Here is an 18,873-nt window from a genome sequence, read left to right as displayed (position 1 = left end):
CATATCTAACTACGCCAAATTGATGTATATAACTTATGCTAAGTTTCCATCACTAATATATGCTAAAGTATCGCATCTAAACTTTATAGACCTAATACTGTGTTCCATAATTCCTTAGAATCAATAAAGGAACGAGCCCAGCCAAGTTGAACCTTGTGAATATCTGGGCCTTGGTATGGCGGTACTACAGCTACTACAGGAACACCTGCGTAACGCTCCATATCTGCCACATTTGTTTTCAACAAGAACAAATCTACAGCTGTCGTATCATTTACGATAATAGCTTTCACCTCGATACCATGCAATTTAGCATATTCGCAAGTCAAAACAGCACGATTAATTGATCCAAGACGACCATCTGCTACAACAATAGCTGGTAATTTGATATCTTTCATAAAATCCGTGAAAGTTTTATCTCCATAGAGAGGGGTCGTAATACCGCCAGCACCTTCTACAAAGGTTATGTCATAGCGACTCACTACATCTAATGTATGTTCTACAAGGCCATCATAGTCAATCTCGATACCAGCCAATTCCGCTGCAAGGCGGGGAGAAAAATCACCGGCAATAGCATAAGGATTCACTTCATGACGACGAGATTCAGGAATACCTGCCGAGCGCATCAAATGTGTCGCATCTTTACTCTCAAGGCCGATATTATAATTATCCTCATCCATCGTCACACATTCAGGGAAAGGAACTGCACTAGAAGACACAGGTTTCACCATACCAACAGCAAAGCCATCGTCTACAGCCATCGCCCCCAATAACCCTGTCACAAACGTCTTACCTACATCTGTATCTGTACCAATTATAGAAATACCTAACTGCTTCATACAAAGCTCCTCTCAAGCGAATACTTACTGCCGCATAGGTTAACTAATTTATATGATTAAGTTTACAATCTAATTACAATATACAGCGAAAAGGAATATATAGTCAACCTATTATTACTGTTCAAGTTTACGATACTATGACTCTATGGGGCCCGAATACATCGCTACATTTTAGCTAAAAAGCTGTGTCCCTAACCTCCGCGCTCCATAGTAAACTAAGTCGCACTTCGCTTAGGAACACAGCTTTTTATAACATTATCGCAGTATTAGTCCCATAGAGTCACAGACCGCTACTTTGAATACGATAATAATAGGTTGGCTATATAGAGAGCGAGAAAAGGGAATGGCTAAGCCATTCCCTTTCTCTTTTGATACAGTGAATTTTGTTTTATTGATTTATGGATAGACTCGATGGGACGAGTTCACAAATACAGTTATAAAAAGAGTGATGACTAACCGATTAGCGACTTAGCTCGCTTTGGAGCGTAGAGGTTAGTCATCACTCTTTTTTACCTAAATGTAGTTATCTAACGGGGCCCCATCGAGGCCACCGCTAAATCTCAATATAACGAAATTCGCCTGTATCAGGATCCATCATGCCCCCATAGAAACCCATCCCTTTTGGAAATAGTGGATGGTGGCGTAGGAAGTTAACTGTATAAATTACATTGTCTTCAGAGATATGGAATCGATCCATCCAGTCGATAAGGCCCGGTTCGATCATGCGAATAGCATCTTCACTGATACCTTTTGCTTTCATAGATTCCATGAATGTAGTAGCAGAAAAATCAATCATACCGCAGTTTTCATGACCGATGATTAGCACATCTTCAATTTCCATACCATAGGTAGCAACGAGCAAGCTTTGCACAATGTTATCGATAGGTTGTGTTACACTATTTCCTGCAGTTTTGATGACAATTATCTCACCTCGATTAAAGCCTAGTGCTTCTTCTAGCATACCTACTAAGCGGGTATCCATACAAGTTACGATGCCTAACTTTTTTGTAGGATGGCTTGTTAATCTTGCCTTTGGTAGCTCAGGGTGTTGTTTCACATATTCTTTATTGGTTTCAATTATTTTTGTAATATCAATCATAAGGGTCCTCACTTTATATACTCTATTCCCACCTGAAATAGATTCTATTCATTATATACACCTTATTCATCACAAAACAAGTTTAAATTACAACTTATAAATTATTATTATGAATTTTACGATTATACAAAATCTTTAACTCAATAATATCAACTCCTATCTTATAATTTGTTTTTATTTATATCAATCATATAAAAACTTCAAAAATGCGATGAATATTCTGTATAATTCTGACATATATAGTAGATTTAAAAACCCTTCCTATGGTACTATTAACACTATAGAAAGCAAACGCCACATGATACCGCATATGACGTGAACTGTATGTACAGTAAGGAGGTTTTATAATGGGTATCAATCCAAAAACGTTGCCAGGCATTTTGCTCTGTGCCATTCTCGCTATTCCTTGTTGGCTACTAGGACAGCAATTTCATCTAGTAGGTAGTCCAATCTTTGCCATCATTTTAGGTATAATTATCGGTTCTATCTTCACCTCTTGGAAACGAGAAAAAACAGGTGCTGGCATTGGATTTACATCCAAAAAGATTTTACAGTGGGCCGTTATTTTGTTGGGCTTTGGTCTTAACATTACACAGATTCTACATGTAGGTTGGATTTCTTTACCTGTCATCATTTCTACCATCGCTACATCGTTAATCGTATCCTATGTTATTTATCGATTAACCCATATTGACTCTAACTCAGCTGTTCTCATCGGTGTTGGTTCATCCATTTGTGGTGGTTCCGCTATTGCTGCAGCGGCACCAGTTATTAAAGCAGAGGATCATGATATTGCACAAGCAATCTCTGTTGTATTCTTCTTCAATGTAGTAGCCGCCTTCGTATTTCCTCAATTAGGCGACGCCATTGGACTCTCTAACATGGGCTTTGGATTGTTCGCTGGTACTGCAGTTAACGATACTTCTTCTGTAACAGCAACAGCTGCTGTATGGGATAGTATGAAAGGTACGGGCACTCAAGTTTTGGAATATGCTACTATCGTAAAGCTAACACGTACCCTAGCTATTATTCCTATATGTTTAGGCCTCGCTAGTTATCAAGTATACAAAGCCAAGAAAAATGCCTCTCAGACAGATGGTGCAAACGTTAGTATTGCTAAGATTTTCCCAAGATTCGTTTTATACTTTGTACTTTGCTCCCTTATTACAACAGCATTATCCTATGCTAATGTAGATATTCAATTCTTGAGTATCTTCAAAACAATTTCCAAATACTTTATTACAATGGCCATGGTAGCAATCGGCCTTAATACAAATATTGTAAAATTATTAAAATCCGGCGGCTCTGCCCTAGCCTTAGGCGCTTGTTGCTGGATTGCTATCTCCGCCGTAAGCCTTATGGCACAACATATGATAGGTTTATGGTAGAAAATATACATATATTGTATATTATGTTATAATTATATATGAATAGAATAGTAAGGACCCCTCCAGTAATGGAGGGGTTTCGTGCTACTATTCACCTTATTAGTACTTTATCATACCATAGTCAGGAGGGTTAATATGTACTTCTTACAAGGACTTCTTGTCGGTCTCGCTACGTTTGCCCCTGTTGGCATGCAAAACCTCTTCATTATTAATACGGCCTTGGTGCAACCTGTCCGTCGCATTATATTGACGCTAATCATACTAGCGTTTTTTGACATGAGTTTAAGTGCTGCCGCCTTCTATGGTATTGGTGCCGTTCTTGAAATGTGGCCACTCACAAAGCTCATAGTTCTCCTCTTTGGGGGCCTCCTCATTGTTTATATGGGCTTTAATATATTTAAAACTGAACCAGACATGCGCAATGTGGACACACATATTCCAATTAGAAAAATTATTGTCTCAGCCATTGCGGTATCATGGGGCAATCCTCAAGCCATTCTAGATGCGACAATGATGCTCGGTGCTTTTCAAGCTAATATTCCAAAAGAAAGCATCTACCACTTCTTCACTGGTTTCTTAGTTATGACACCAATTTGGTTTGGTTCTCTAGCTACTACAATGCATCTACTAGCTAAAAAAATTAAAATTACTCATATGGCATGGATTAACCGTTTCTGTGGTTCAGTTCTTGTCATTTATGGTATCAAATTATGTATTGATGGCTTCATGATGTTAAGAGACTTTTTGTAAGATTATACTCATAGATACAAAGAAAAGTCTAAATCACTAATACCATCATAACTATATAAGAAAAATACAAATAGATGATGTACAGAAAAAGAAAAAAGTCGTTAGCAAGTTGCTAACGACTTTTTCATTTATAATCTCATTTATAATTCTTCAAGTACCTGCCGGAACATATCTCTAAGAGCTACAATATACGAATTATTTTGATTTCGTTGCGATATAAAGTAGTAGTGGCGTTCCATAGGTTTACCATGATTCGTCAACACCTTACGTTCGATACCTGGCATAGGATCTGTTAAATATTTAAAACAATCTAATAGTAATAGCCCTTGCTGCCCTGCAACCAAGTATCGTGCTTCTTCTAACGTGCGAGCATAAGCGAAAGCACCATTATAACCTATAGCTTTGCGATAATGTTCCTCTTCAGACAAGGTATATTTCCCGCGACACAATAAAATAAGTGGTAAATCATCGATATGCTTTAGTTCTACACAATCTTCATTAGTATATCCTTGTGGTACCTCTATAAATGTAGTGGATTTATCAATTAAATGACTTTCAAAATCATCAGATAAAATTTGCCATTGATCATTAAATACTACATCTACACGACGATCACTAAGCATGCCATATAGCTCTTCATGGCTGCCGCTGTACATACGAATATCTAAATTTTTATAACGCTTTGCCATGTGAATCACAGTTTGCTGCATAGCAATCCCACTATAACGGTTCAAATAGCCAATGCGCAAACTCACCCGTGCATCTGTACCAATGCGCGTCGTTTCTACCTTAATATCATGGAACCGTTCTAATAACTTCTTACCAGATCGATATAAATATTGTCCTGCTGGTGTTAGATGAAAGCTTCGTTTCTCTCGAACCATTAATTCAACACCAAGGCTATTTTCAAGAGCCTTGATTTGCTGAGATATAGCAGATTGAGATACATATTGCTCTGTTGCAGCTTGTGTAAAACTGTTATTATCTACTACACATACAAAATACTCTAATTGTTTTAATAACATAACGATGCACTCTCATCTCTCTTACGGATTAGACAAATCAATACCTTTGAAACATTTCGCAACATACGGCCCCATATTGAAGTTTGCCATACGTTTTCTCTACATAGTATTTATAGATTCTATACATACTACTAAATATATTTAACTATGTCTAAAACGGTGAAAGCAAATCAGCTATGCCGATTGACTTTCACTGGGAATAACTAAACTACGATAAATAAACAGCGCCGCTACAAAGAATATAGCTGCTGTAGACCAAAAGACCGCCCCGTACCCAAAGGCACGAGCAATCATGCCACTAAGGACAGGCCCCAATACATTTCCCATCATGGCCACACTAGACACCGCACCAAACACGATACCTCGTCGCTCAATAGGAACCGCCTTGGATATGAGCGTATTGGCAATCGGTGTAATAAAACCCATGAAGAATCCTGCAATGGCACGGAATATGCCAAGACCCCATATACTAGGCATTATATATTGAAGTATAAACAAAGTCCCTACGGCCCATGTAGCAGTAAAAACAATACGAGGCATGGTTAAACGTTCTGTTATCTTGCCAATGGAGATTGAAGCTAAAGCACTAAACAAACCGGCGCCAAAGATGATTATACCAACAATAGTGGCTACAAACTCATCATTCATATGCATATAGTGCTTAATGTATAGTGGTAAAATGGGACCAATACCAGTAATACCAAAATTACATAAGAACAATAATCCTACCAAGAGGCGAACTCGAGGTATGACCAAAAAGGATTTAATTAGAGACAGCTGCGACTCTCTAGCATCTACCTTATGCTCAAACTGTAGATTAGGCATGAATAGATAAATTCCCAACATACAAAGCCCTGTTAAGGCTGAGAACATAACAAATGGTGCACGATAACCTAATAAGTCCGCCACCAAACCACCCATGAGTGGTCCAAAAACGAGACCCATAACCATGGAGGCTTGATATAAACCCATTGCCCAAGGTACCTTATTTTCAGGGGTTACGAGAATAATAATAGCCAATCCTATTGGAACATAGCCCCCTACCACACCTTGCAATATACGTAACATTAATAACTGCCATGGTGTTTGTGTAAAAGCACAGGCGCCAACAGTCACCATCAGGGTAAACAAGATGAACATCATCACCTTACGCGGACCAAGCTGATTAGCCTTACGCGACCAATAGGGTGCACTCAGTGCCACCATACAAGGCGTTACACCTGATACAAGGCCTGCCCACATGGCGGCTTCTCCTGGATCATGAAGACCTAGCTCAGCTAAAAATAACGGAAGAAAGGATAATACACCAATAATTGTTATACCCCCACCAACCTGTATAGTACAGATTAGGTATATAATTCGTTTCCAAGAAGAATCCATAATATCCTTCTTTCTTATTTAAAATTACCTATAAAGGTAGTAATATACATATCGATATGAGCTAAAGAATACTATAATACAAAAGAAATGTTTATAGAACAGATTTTTAATCTTACCTCAAAAGAATGCAACAGCATATATTTACATAAATCCATAGAATATATACTTATAATTCTATTGTATCGCAAACAACCTAAAAAGACCATCGCTTATACCCATAAGGGTCAGCGATGGTCTTTTTTATCGTGTGATTCTCCTACTTTTACCAAAGAAAGAGATGCCTACGATATATTATTTTTGTTTGAACATCCAATAAATATAGTAAATAACAAGCGCATAAGTCACTACGTCAAACACAGGTAAGAATGGCACCATTTTAGATAAACGTCCAAATCCATGAACATGGATATTTGCCGCAATAATAGCAACAAGATTCAAGCGATGAATCCAGATTGCTTTTCTACGAGATACAGATTTTGCCATATTCCCTACCCAAGGTGTTAAGTATAATACCGCAAAGATAAGAGCAATAAACATAGCCACAAGGGAGATATAACCACCCCAGAAGCCTAAGAAGGATTTCAAAGCTTTCAAGAAGTATACATACCAGTGTGCACATACGAGAACCACACTAACAATACCTACGATGCGATGAATTTCAAACATTTCTTTTGGATTGTATCGTTTGATAAACCATTTTGGTTTTGTTGCAATGTATGTTAATACAAGCCATGCCACATAAGGAATAAGGCCTAAATGAACCTTCCAATTGCCGAATGGTCTACCACCTGTTACATAACCATATTCCACCATCCCCATAAATATTAAGGATAAAACTGCAATCCAAATTAAAATATGGTATTTACTCTTAAACTGTTTTTTTACAACTTCTGCCATAATAAACCTCTCTATGTCTTATACAATCTACAAGTATACATCTAGTTTGGCCTAATGTAGCATGCTAATAAAACACTCTCACCCTATAGCATTCTACTTAGAACTAATTACTGATTAAATTAGAATTTAAAGTTAAGATCCGCACGATAGTAATCATTTACGCGATTACCCTCTTGTGTCTTAGCATTGAAACCGTAGTATGCATTAATGCCGATATTTTTCTCTGGTGCGTAGGATGCACCTAATTGCCATGCTTTATAGCCTTCATACCGTGTTTTCTTTAATAAATCATTAGATTCATATTTTTGTGTTTTAAATACAGGTGCATTCTTAGCTTGATCAAAGTAATCTAATCGGATAGTCCAAGAGTTCTTCTTATTAATTTTATAGTCGCCCCATTTAACGCCAACGTTCCAAATATCGGAATCACTCAAGCCAGATGCTTTTACCCACTCGCCATCAATACCGAATTTACCAATATTATACTTAGCATTAAATCCATATATATTATCGAATTCGTTATTTTTCTTGCCATTACCCATACGTACATTCGTTGTACCTACATGAGCAAACATACCACCAAAACCAAAGCGATCATTAACAGCTACATTAGCATTGATAAGACCTACATCACCATTATCAGCTTTACTAGTCTTAGCAAAACGACCTGCTGTCATGTAACCATAAGCGCCATTTAATGTAACTTTATCACCAAGCTTAGCTGTAGCGCCTACCCCATCAAAGTTAGAGCTATAAATCAAGCCACCACCAAATTTTTGAGTATAGCGACCCGCATCGACCACAACATTTTTACCGAATTTGTGTTCTACGTATGCCAAATCCCAATTAGCTTGTGCCTCTTTAGAGCTATCACCTAGCTCAATAGAACCTGATGTAATACGTGCTTTGACAGAGGTATTTTTATTAACCTTTGCGTCGAGACCTAGACGTACACGAGCTGTGATCTTATCTTCGTAATCATAACCATCGCCACCCTCTTTACCGATGTAATTGATACGAGCATCACCAGTAACTTTTACATTGCCTACGCGGTCTTCCAATTTAGCTACACGCACACCAAGTGTATTCAATTCATTGGAAAATTCATCCGCCAAGCGATTTAACATAGCTTGTTGTTCCGCATTTGCCCGATCTTGATTAGCCATACCTTTCGCAATCATTTGAGCCATTTCATAACGCGTAATATTATTTTGCCCTTTGAAAGTACCATCAGGATATCCATTGATAATACCAGCTGTAGCCAATTGATCTACTGCTTGATAAGCCCAACTATCAGAAGGAACATCAGAAAATGGGTTAACAGCAAAAGCTGTAGCCACACCCATCATGGCAGCCACTGCAAAAGCACTGGTCATTTTACGTTTAATCATACTAAACCTCACACAATAAAAATAACAAGAATAAAAATGAATAAATAATGAATCTGTGAACCTAATTATCATTATCATGTTTAACATACAGATAATAACAATTTTCATTATATGAGTAAAGAGAAAATGTATATCAATCTCATAATCATTTATGACTCAAACTGATAATATCCTATGTTAATTTACTAGAAACTATAAATGTAACGAAAAATCCCTTCTGCATGATACAGAAGGGATTCTAGTAATTCATATTATTTCTTTTTAAACATCAAGTAAATGCAGTAAAGAACGAGACCGTATGTAATGATATCAAACACTTGTAAGAATGGCACCATTTTAGAAATACGATTAAAACCATGAATATGGATATCTGCAGCAACAAGTGCTACAAGATTTAATCGATGTAACCAAATACCTACATTACGACCAGATGGTGTAACCTTTCTAAGTTTTGGAGTTAAGAACGCAAGGCCAGAGATTGTAGCAATACCAAAGGAGGTAAGAGCCACATATCCGCCCCACCAACCAAGGATGGATTTAGCCGCTTTACCAAAATAGAGATATAAATGGAATGCAATAACAGCTACAGTGGCAATACCTAATGCACGGTGTACCTTATACATGTCACCTAAATTATAGCGGCTTGTAAACCATTTAGGGCGAGTCGCTAAATAGGTCATGATGATCCATACACACCATGGCACAAGACCCGTATACACTTTATAATTACCAAAGGCACGACCACCGGCCATGTAGCCCCACTCTAATAAACCGATCATAACTAAGGAGAAAATAGCAATCCATACAAAGATATGGTAAATACTTTTTTTCTGTTTTGTTTCAACTTGATTCATCATATACCTCTCGAAAATAATACCTAAAAAATTCAATCTATATGATATAGTTTATCATTTAAATCGAATTTTGTAGATTACTTATATTAGATACATAGTATATATTATAAGAATAATTCTAAATTAAAATACCTATTATAGTCATTCTAAGCTTATTACAATGAATAAATTTCTTCTCTACAGGGAATACATTGTAATCTACTAATACAGAATCGGTAAATAAAAAGCCCCTCATAGTTGTGAGCATAAGCTTTCACCACTACAAGGGGCCATAGATTAATGAATCCTATTATATATAGGCATACAAATTAATCATCATCCTAATTATTTTTGATCCCGTTTACGATATACGATAAACGGACGTGTTAAGTAGTTGAGTGGAACACTCAAGCAGTGTACCAAACGGCTGAATGGGAAGATAATAGCCACTACCATCCAAGCCAACATGTGGAATTTAAACATGAATGGTACGCCTTCCATCAAGGATGGATCAGGCATAAAGGATAGCAAGCTACGGAACCATGGACCGATGGATACACGGTAATCAAAGAAGCCGGATGCATTAAGTAATGTACCGGCCATACCACTAAAGATAGCCAATGTTAAGAATAAATATAGCCATTTATCAAAGCCAGATGTATTTACTTTCATAGCAGGTACAGTAAAGCGGCGTTTCATCAAGAGCAAGAAACCAACGATAAAGATGATACCCGCTACAGCACCCATATACAATGCACCTTCATGGTACATATGGTCATTAATACCCATAGCTGCAGTCCAAGTTTTAGGTACTAATACACCTACTACGTGACCGCCGATAACGCATAGCAAACCAAAGTGGAACAATGGATTGGCAATACGTAATTGTTTTTTCTCTAAAAATTCACTTGATTTTGTAGTCCAGTTTCTTTCAAAGTAGAAGAAACGAACAAGTGTGCCTACGATTAAGAAGGTAAACGCAATATATGGCAAAGCGCCCCATAAAAATAGATTCATCGTGCACCGTCCTCCAATCCATTTGCAACCGACAATATGATATCAAATAAGAATGCATAGGTCAGTTTTGCTTCGATCAATCGATCCCTAATATATTCTAACTTTGGTTTACAATAATCATACACTTCACGAGCCTTTTCAGGTTCGATAACTGCACATAACTCTAAAATAGCTGGAATATAGTCAGGCATCTCCTTTGGTAAATCATAGCCATTTTCTAGAAAGAAGGCTTTATATTTAACGAGTTCCTCTGCTTGTTCCCCTGTACCTTGCAATTCGTAAGTCGATAAGTACATCGTCGTATTACGGCTGAAGTCAAAGATACGTACGTATTGGTCTTCAAAGGCCTTACGATCCGTTTCTTCAATGTAATCAAAGAACTCTAGCAATCCTTGGCGAAGCTGAGGATGCTCAACAGAGTAAGTATCCTCTTTCCATTCACCAAGTTCATTGTACCAAGATTCATCTGGATACCGAAGCAAAAAAGAAGCAATGAGAGCTATTTTTTGTGCATCATCCATTATGGCAACCCCCTGTCGGGCATGCAAAACCACGATTGTGTTGCATTTCTAAGCGACCTTCGCGAGATACATTAACATCGGATGGGATAACAAAACGATCATTATATTTAGACAAGGCTAACAATTTGTACATAGCATACATTTGCTCTTCTGTAAGATCTACTTCATGAGCGATTGCTTCATCACCTGTTTCACGGCGACGCATGTATTCACGCATATCGAGAATGCGTTGTAATACACGAGCTAAAATATCTGTATTACCAGCAGTAAACATATTAGCTAAGTATTGTACAGGCACGCGCATTTCATGTGCATCTGGCAAGTATACATCAGATGTAACACGTTGTAAGATTGGGCTGAGCGGTGGCACATACCAAACCATTGGCAATGTGCGATACTCTGGATGCAATGGCAATGCAACGCCCCATTCTTTTACAAGCTTGTAAACAGGAGATTTTTTAGCTGCTTTCAAGAATGCTTCAGAGATACCTGCTTCGCGAGCGGCTTTAATAACCTCTGGGTCATTAGGATCCAAGATCAAATCTACTGTATTTTGGTAAATTTCTTGTTCATCCTTCGTAGCTGCCATTTCTTGAACTTTGTCCATATCGTATAAAACTACACCAACATAGCGCATACGACCTACACATGTTTCAGCGCAAATTTGAGGCAAGCCATTTTCCAAACGAGGGTAACAGAATACACATTTTTCAGCTTTATTTGTTTCCCAGTTATAGAAGATTTTTTTGTATGGGCAAGATGGAACGCAATGTCTCCAACCACGGCATACATCTTGAGAAACAAGTACAACACCATCTTCATCACGCTTGTAGATAGCACCGGATGGACATGCTGCTACACATGCAGGATTCAAACAATGGTTACAAAGACGTGGTAAATAACGCATGAATACTTCTTCGTAGTCAAATACGATATCATCACCCATCTTAGCCAAATTCACATCTTCCCGTGCATGATGACCACCAGCCAAATCATCATCCCAGTTAGGGCCCCATGTTACTTCCATTTTTTGCTTTGTTAACAAAGAACGAGGACGTGCTACAGGTTGATTATTTTTACGACCGGTATGAATTAATGTTTCATAATCGTATGTCCAAGGTTCAAAGTAATCCGTAATTTCTGGTTGTTCTGGATGATAGAACAACTTCATCAATCGAGAGCCTTTAGAGCCTGTGGAAAGCGCCAAATTACCGCTTTTATCGAGAGTCCAGCCACCCTTCCATTTCTCTTGGTTTTCCCAATTACGTGGGTAACCCACGCCAGGGCGGGTTTCCACGTTATTAAAGTACATATATTCCGCGCCTTCGCGGTTCGTCCATGTATTTTTACAAGTAATAGAGCATGTATGACAGCCTAAACACTTGTCCAAATTTAGGACCATGGATACTTGAGCTTTAATCTTCAAGCCAATCCACCTCCTTCAACTTACGAGCCACAATTGTCATATCACGTTGGTTACCAGTTGGGCCATAGTAGTTAAAGCCATAGCTCAATTGACCATAACCGCCAATCATATGTGTCGGTTTCATGTAAATATGAGTTGGTGCATTGTGTGTACCACCGCGACGGTCTTTCTTAACTTGCGTACCAGGAACGTTGATGTGACGATCTTGAGAGTGATGCATATAGGAAATGCCACGAGGAATACGTGGAGATACAACTGCACGAGCTGCCACAACACCATTTTTATTGAAAGCTTCTACCCAGTCATTATCTTTAACGCCAATTTCTGCTGCATCATCTTCGTTGAGCCAAATAGTTTGGCCACCACGGAACAATGTCAACATTTGTTGGCTATCGAAGTACATACTATGTGTAGACCACTTATTATGTGGTGTTAAGTATTTCAATGTAATTTCTGGAATGCCTTTTTGTTTGTAGTCACCTTGTACTGGTTTATAGGCCAATACAGGTTTGTACAACGCCATAGCTTCACCGTAATCGCGCATCATTTCATGATCACAATAGAAGGATTGACGACCCGTTACAGTACGGAATGGTACTTTATCCTCTGTAGATGTAGTAAATGGAGAATAACGACGGTTTTTATCGTTCTTACCAGTACTTGTTACAGAGCTAATGATGAAGCGTGGTTGGCGAACCATGTCATCAAAGGTAATTTTTTCTTGTTCGCGACCTTTTGCGTTCTTTTCAAGACCAGAAAGACCTGTTTTTTCTTCCATCGCTTTCCAAGAGCGAACAGCCAATTTACCATTTGTACAAGAAGATAATGTTAATACAGCATTACAAGCTTCTTTACATTCGTAAATGCTTGGACGACCATGAGAAATAAAGTCTGGGTTATCAATTGTACCATTTTGTGCATACAATGTTTGATATTCATCAGATACATCCCAAGCCAAGCCATGGGCACCCATTTTGTTTTCGATGTTAGGTCCCAAAGCAATGTATTTTTCAAAGATTTGGCTATAGTCGCGTTTTACATGAACAAGGTTAGGCATTGTTTTACCAGGAATTGGTTCACATTCGCCTTTGCTCCAGTCGAGAACCTTACCTTCTGGTTGAGCCACTTCACCTGGGCTATCATGACCAAGAGGCAATGCTACGATATCTTCGTATTCTGTGAAGCCAGACTCTTTTGCTACGCGAGAAACTGTTTCTGCAAGGGTACGGAATGTATCCCAGTCAGATTTAGTTTCCCATGCGCAATCAACAGCTGCTTGGAATACATGTACATATGGATGCATATCAGTAGAAGACAAGTCTTCTTTTTCATACCATGTAGCTGCAGGGAATACGATATCAGAGTACAAGCCTGTAGATGCCATGCGGAAATCGATGTCGATGAGAAGGTCGAGTTTACCTGCCCCATCAGCTTCACGCCATTTGATTTCTTCTGGACGTGTAGCTGCGTCATCATCTTCTAATACTGCATTTTTAGTGCCTAATAAATGCTTCAAGAAGTATTCGTGGCCCTTAGAAGAAGAACCGATAAGGTTTGCACGCCATACAAACAAGTTGCGTGGGTGATTTTCTTTAGCTGCTGGATCTTCTACACAGAATTGTAATTCTTTATTTTTCAAAGCTTGCGCCACATATTGGTTAATTTCTGCTTCTGTACCAGCACCAGCTGCACGAGCATCGTTAATCAATTCTTGGCTGCCTTTATTGAAAGTAGGATACGATGGTAACCAACCTAAACGAGCCGCTAATACGTTATAATCACCAGGGTGACGATAACGAGGCTTAGCTAATTTAGATACGCGGTCTGCCAAGTCGATGCAATCAGAACGATATTGTTCTGTAGCAAAATAGAACCAAGATGTACTATTTTGCAAACGAGGAGCTTTACTCCAGTCGTTAGCTGTCATGATACCGCCCCAACCTTCAATAGGACGAAGTTTTTCTTGACCTACGTAGTGAGCCCAACCACCACCGTTAACACCTTCTGTACCACAGAACATGATAAGGTTCAAGATTGTACGGTAAATAATATCCGCATGATACCAGTGGTTGATACCGCCACCCATGATAATCATGGAGCGACCTTTAGTTTTTTCTGCATTGTCTGCAAATTCACGAGCTGTAGCAATAGCGATTTCTGCTTTTACGCCAGTAATTTTTTCTTGCCATGTAGGTGTGTATGGAGTGTCATCAGTGTAAGCTTTAGCCACTTCACCGCCGATACCACGGTCGATACCATAGTTAGCAAGAATGAGGTCATATACGGTAGTTACTTTTACAGGACCATCTGCAGTTTGTACCGTAATGGTAGGAATAGCACGTTCAATAACGCCTTCGTGTTCTTCATCACCAAAGTATGGCAACTTAACAACAGTCACTTCTTCGCGTTGATCAAACACGGATAGGCGAGGGTCGATTTTAGCTCCTGTATCGCGGTTTTCAAGGCGTAAGTTCCATTTTTCAGGGTTTGTGTGACGATCTCCCATTGTACCATTAGGAACAACGATTTCATTAGTTGTATCATCGATCAATACCATTTGGAAGTCAGAGCCTTCCTCTTGGCGACCTAAATCCTTAGCATTCAAGAAACGGCCTGGTTGTACAGTACCATTGATATCTTCAACGCGTACAAGGAATGGCATATCTGTAAACTCTTTAGCATACTCTTTGAAGTATGGAGTTTCCTTGTCGATGTAGTATTCTTTTAAGATTACGTGGCCCATTGCCATAGCAAGAGCCGCATCAGTACCGGCTTTTACATTGAGCCAAGCATCGGAAGAAGTTGTAGATTCCGCATAGTCAGGGGATACGGATACAACTTTAGTACCTTTGTAGCGTACCTCTGTTAAGAAATGAGCATCTGGCGTACGAGTCAACGGTACGTTAGAACCCCAAGTCATGATGTAACCAGCATTATACCAGTCACCAGATTCAGGAGTATCTGTTTGTTCACCCCAAACTTGAGGGCTAGAAGGTGGTAAATCGGCATACCAGTCATAGAAAGACAATGGTGAGCCACCCATTAAGTTAAGGAAACGAGCACCTGATGCATAGGACAACATGGACATCGCTGGAATTACAGAGAAACCTGCATTGCGGTCAGGGCCGTATGTTTTTGCTGTATATAATAAGGATGCTGCTGTAATTTCTGTCGCTTCATCCCATGTGGAGCGCACAAAGCCACCCATACCACGGGCAGACTTATATTTTTTCGCTTTTTCAGGATCTTCTACGATAGATTTCCAAGCTTCGATTGGGTTCTTAGCATTCTTCTTTGCTTCTCTCCAAAGCTCAGCCAATTCGCCACGTACATAAGGATATTTTACGCGCAAAGGGCTATAGAGATACCAAGAGAAGGTCGCACCACGAGGGCACCCACGTGGTTCGTAATCCGGCATATCATCTGGTGTTTCAGGGTAATCAGTTGCTTGATTTTCCCAAGCTACAACACCATTTTTAACATAAATGTTCCAGCTACAAGAACCAGTACAGTTTACACCATGAGTCGTACGGACTACTTTATCGTAGGACCAACGGTCACGATAAAAATTTTCCCACTCGCGACCACCATCTTCTGTGATTTGATGACCACTTGGAGATACTTCCTTCTTACGAAGAAACTTAAACTTTTGAGACAACAAGCTCATCTCGTGTCCTCCTTCAAAACTACAAAAAAATCCCTTGTGCTAGATGTGCTAACACAAGGGAGAAAATCCTGTTATTCGATATTACTAATATTAGGGTCGATACCATCAACCTCTAAATCAAGTAATCCGATTAAAGCGTCAAAATCACAGATTACTAGATGGTGTTTGTCATAGGCTACATAGCCTAACTTACGTAACTCACTTAACATGCGATTTAAACTTTCTCTTGATGTGGCAGCAAACTCAGCCAATTCTTGATTTGTTAGGGCAATATCAATAAAGATACCATCCTCGCGCTTTACACCATAACTATTGGCTAAGCGCAACAAGGTAGAATAGAATGCTCCCTTCTTGCCGTAAAGTAGCAAGTCCCGGTATTTTGCCTGTTGACGACGCATATGCAAAGTGTAGATTTTCATCATTGCAATAGCCAATGAATGGTCTTTTGCAATAGCCCCTTCCAACACATCATAGCGTATACAATAAACAGAGCAATCCTCCCGAGCAATGGCGTTGAACACATATGTTCTAGTGTTCTCCTCATACAACGGAACCTCACCAATTACATTATTCGGCCCTACTAAACGCAACGCAAAAATGTGTCCGCTAGCTTCGAACTTCTTAATGCTCATTCTACCTTTTACTACTACGTAAAAGTATTCTGCCTTGTCCCCCTCACGGAAGAGAAAATCACCTTTTTTAAGATGTAGTTCCTCACCCGGCAAAGCAAGCAATTGGTTAATTAATTTTTGATCCATACCATTATCACTCCACAGTACTTTTATAACAAAATCCATTAGTTATACTAATCTATTTATAGTAAAAGTACGTATACTATATACTTTTTCGTATATATATGATTATTATAACTTATTAATTTCAGAATATGTGTGTTTTACATCACATTCACAAAAAAAATTACACTATATAATATATCTGTGATGTAAGACATTGAAAAATATTAATGCTACAATAATTATAACGCAATTTGTAAGTAAATCGAATGCTTTCTATGGAAATTCTTTAGATTTTACTATTTATATATATATACTATATATAATCTTATATATTTTTCTTGTCTACGTGTATAGTTGTTACAGTAAGGAGAAGTTCAAAATGAACGAACTAAAAATGCCTCAAGTAGGTGCAAGCCGCAGCGAAATCGTGGCTAATTGGCAACCGGAGAATCCGGAATTTTGGGAAAAGTTTGGCAAAAAAATTGCTAAACAAAACCTCGTTATATCCACTATTGCCTTAACACTTTCATTCTGTGTTTGGTACTTATGGGCAACCATTGCGGCTCAGCTAAATAGCGCTGGATTTAACTTTACTACTGATCAATTATTTACATTGGCTGCCTTACCAGGCCTAGTAGGTGCCACATTGCGATTTGTATACACATACATGCCAGCACTGTTAGGCGGTAAAAACTGGACATTTATTTCCACAATTATCTTATTAGTTCCTGTTGTGTGGCTCGGCTTTGCTGTACAAGATACAACAACTTCTTATGCGACATTTATGATTTTAACAGCCCTTATCGGTTTAGCAGGTGCCAACTTCTCATCCTCTATGGCATACATTGGTAACTTCTTCCCTAAATCTGAAAAAGGCACAGCTCTTGGTATCAACGGTGGCGTTGGTAATCTTGGCATTTCTGTAATCTACTTCCTAGCTCCATTTGCTATGGGATCTGCGGCTTTAGGTAGTGTATTTGGTGTAACGCCAACAATTATTAAGGGCAACGCAGTATATCTAGCTAATGCAGCTTTCATGTGGGTTGTACCTCTTGTTGTTATCCTTGCATTGATGACTCGCTTCATGGATAACCTACCTCTAGAAAAACCAAATCCTAAAAACCTCGTACAAATCTTTGGTAACAAGCACACATGGGCGCTAACATTGCTCTATACATGTTCTTTCGGTGCATTCTCTGGTTACGCAGCAGCACTTGGTCTATTAGTAGGCAAAGAATTCCCTGAAATTCCATTTGCTTCTATCGCATTTGTAGGTCCACTCGTAGCAGGTGCCCTTCGTCCTGTGGGTGGTTGGTTAGCAGATAAAATCAATAGTGGTACAAAAGTTACCTTTATTAGTCTTATCGGCTTATGTGCATCAACCGCATTAATTGCAGTTGGTGTAGATATGCACAACTTCCCATTCTTCTTTGCAATGTCCGTATTAACTTTTGTATGCTGTGGTTTTGCTACCGGCGCAACATTCCGTATGATTCCACACGTATTTGGCAATCCATTGCTCTCCTCTTTAATTACAGGTTTCGTAGCCGCTGTAGCTGCATATGGTGCCTTCATTACTCCTAAAATCTTCGGCTTTGTATATTCCATGTTCGGCAATATTCACCCAGCCTTTGCTGTATTACTTGCGTTCAACCTTGTAACTGTAGCAGTATGCTACTGGTTCTATGTGCGTAAAGGTGCAAACATGAACGTATAATTTTCTGGAACAGAAAATTTACGTTCACTGAACAGTACAACAAAATATAATTCACTTTTCTATACTAAGTGATAAAAGAAACCCCGCATCTCTCCTCCATACTTATCAGGTCTGCGGCCTAGGGCCTTGACCTCGTAAGTCGGATCGATGCGGGGTTCTCTTTTATGAGAATATAGTTGCGAGTGCGAT

15 protein-coding genes are annotated in these 18,873 nt (G+C 38.9%); 3 read left to right on the top strand and 12 right to left on the bottom strand.

Features of this window, described 5'->3' with window-relative positions:
* Positions 1–83: 83 nt before the first annotated feature.
* Both bioD and HMPREF0873_RS07565 read right to left on the bottom strand, forming a co-directional pair.
* Positions 84–836, bottom strand: coding sequence for a dethiobiotin synthase (bioD, locus tag HMPREF0873_RS07570; RefSeq protein ID WP_008715290.1), 753 nt, complete (start codon positions 834–836; stop codon positions 84–86).
* Between the two features lie 553 nt (positions 837–1,389).
* A complete protein-coding gene (locus HMPREF0873_RS07565) occupies positions 1,390–1,935 on the bottom strand; it encodes a carbonic anhydrase (protein WP_038125766.1) in 546 nt (181 codons plus the stop codon).
* A gap of 347 nt (positions 1,936–2,282) precedes the next feature.
* Here HMPREF0873_RS07565 and HMPREF0873_RS07560 point away from each other — a divergent pair, with 347 nt between their 5' ends.
* The gene (locus HMPREF0873_RS07560; protein ID WP_008715286.1) at positions 2,283–3,323 is read left to right on the top strand and encodes a YeiH family protein; all 1,041 of its coding nucleotides are present in this window, start codon (positions 2,283–2,285) and stop codon (positions 3,321–3,323) included.
* A gap of 135 nt (positions 3,324–3,458) precedes the next feature.
* Positions 3,459–4,073, top strand: coding sequence for a LysE/ArgO family amino acid transporter (locus tag HMPREF0873_RS07555; RefSeq protein ID WP_008715283.1), 615 nt, complete (start codon positions 3,459–3,461; stop codon positions 4,071–4,073).
* A 140-nt stretch (positions 4,074–4,213) separates the two neighbouring features.
* Here HMPREF0873_RS07555 and HMPREF0873_RS07550 read toward each other — a convergent pair whose 3' ends face one another.
* The 10 genes from HMPREF0873_RS07550 to HMPREF0873_RS07505 form a co-directional block, all read right to left on the bottom strand.
* Positions 4,214–5,098, bottom strand: coding sequence for a LysR family transcriptional regulator (locus tag HMPREF0873_RS07550; protein WP_008715281.1), 885 nt, complete (start codon positions 5,096–5,098; stop codon positions 4,214–4,216).
* A 174-nt stretch (positions 5,099–5,272) separates the two neighbouring features.
* Complete coding sequence (locus HMPREF0873_RS07545; RefSeq protein ID WP_008715280.1) at positions 5,273–6,478, bottom strand: MFS transporter; 1,206 nt, start codon at positions 6,476–6,478, stop codon at positions 5,273–5,275.
* A 291-nt stretch (positions 6,479–6,769) separates the two neighbouring features.
* Complete coding sequence (locus HMPREF0873_RS07540; protein WP_008715278.1) at positions 6,770–7,375, bottom strand: hypothetical protein; 606 nt, start codon at positions 7,373–7,375, stop codon at positions 6,770–6,772.
* Positions 7,376–7,494: 119 nt separating this feature from the next.
* A complete protein-coding gene (locus HMPREF0873_RS07535) occupies positions 7,495–8,766 on the bottom strand; it encodes a putative porin (RefSeq protein WP_004697905.1) in 1,272 nt (423 codons plus the stop codon).
* Between the two features lie 251 nt (positions 8,767–9,017).
* Positions 9,018–9,620 carry a hypothetical protein gene (locus HMPREF0873_RS07530; RefSeq protein WP_038125765.1) on the bottom strand — a complete coding sequence of 201 codons (603 nt, stop codon included), beginning with the start codon at positions 9,618–9,620 and terminating at the stop codon, positions 9,018–9,020.
* A 324-nt stretch (positions 9,621–9,944) separates the two neighbouring features.
* Positions 9,945–10,616, bottom strand: coding sequence for a respiratory nitrate reductase subunit gamma (narI, locus tag HMPREF0873_RS07525; RefSeq protein ID WP_004694017.1), 672 nt, complete (start codon positions 10,614–10,616; stop codon positions 9,945–9,947).
* Positions 10,613–11,137, bottom strand: a complete 525-nt coding sequence (gene narJ / locus HMPREF0873_RS07520; RefSeq protein WP_038125764.1) for a nitrate reductase molybdenum cofactor assembly chaperone — start codon at positions 11,135–11,137, stop codon at positions 10,613–10,615. Before narJ ends, narI begins: the two co-directional genes overlap by 4 nt.
* On the bottom strand, positions 11,130–12,563 hold the full coding sequence (gene narH / locus HMPREF0873_RS07515; protein WP_038125763.1) for a nitrate reductase subunit beta: 1,434 nt from the start codon (positions 12,561–12,563) through the stop codon (positions 11,130–11,132). The genes narJ and narH overlap by 8 nt, the downstream gene beginning before the upstream one ends.
* Positions 12,553–16,230, bottom strand: coding sequence for a nitrate reductase subunit alpha (locus HMPREF0873_RS07510; protein WP_008715274.1), 3,678 nt, complete (start codon positions 16,228–16,230; stop codon positions 12,553–12,555). Before HMPREF0873_RS07510 ends, narH begins: the two co-directional genes overlap by 11 nt.
* Before the next feature lie 71 nt (positions 16,231–16,301).
* Positions 16,302–16,988, bottom strand: coding sequence for a Crp/Fnr family transcriptional regulator (locus HMPREF0873_RS07505; protein WP_038125761.1), 687 nt, complete (start codon positions 16,986–16,988; stop codon positions 16,302–16,304).
* 358 nt (positions 16,989–17,346) lie between these two features.
* On the opposite strand from HMPREF0873_RS07505, the gene HMPREF0873_RS07500 reads away from it, so the two are divergent.
* A complete protein-coding gene (locus HMPREF0873_RS07500; RefSeq protein WP_008715271.1) occupies positions 17,347–18,684 on the top strand; it encodes an MFS transporter in 1,338 nt (445 codons plus the stop codon).
* Positions 18,685–18,873: the final 189 nt, after the last annotated feature.

The organism is Veillonella sp. 3_1_44, from assembly GCF_000163715.1.
GTDB lineage: Bacteria > Bacillota > Negativicutes > Veillonellales > Veillonellaceae > Veillonella > Veillonella parvula_A.
This window is presented reverse-complemented; position numbering and strand designations above follow the sequence as displayed.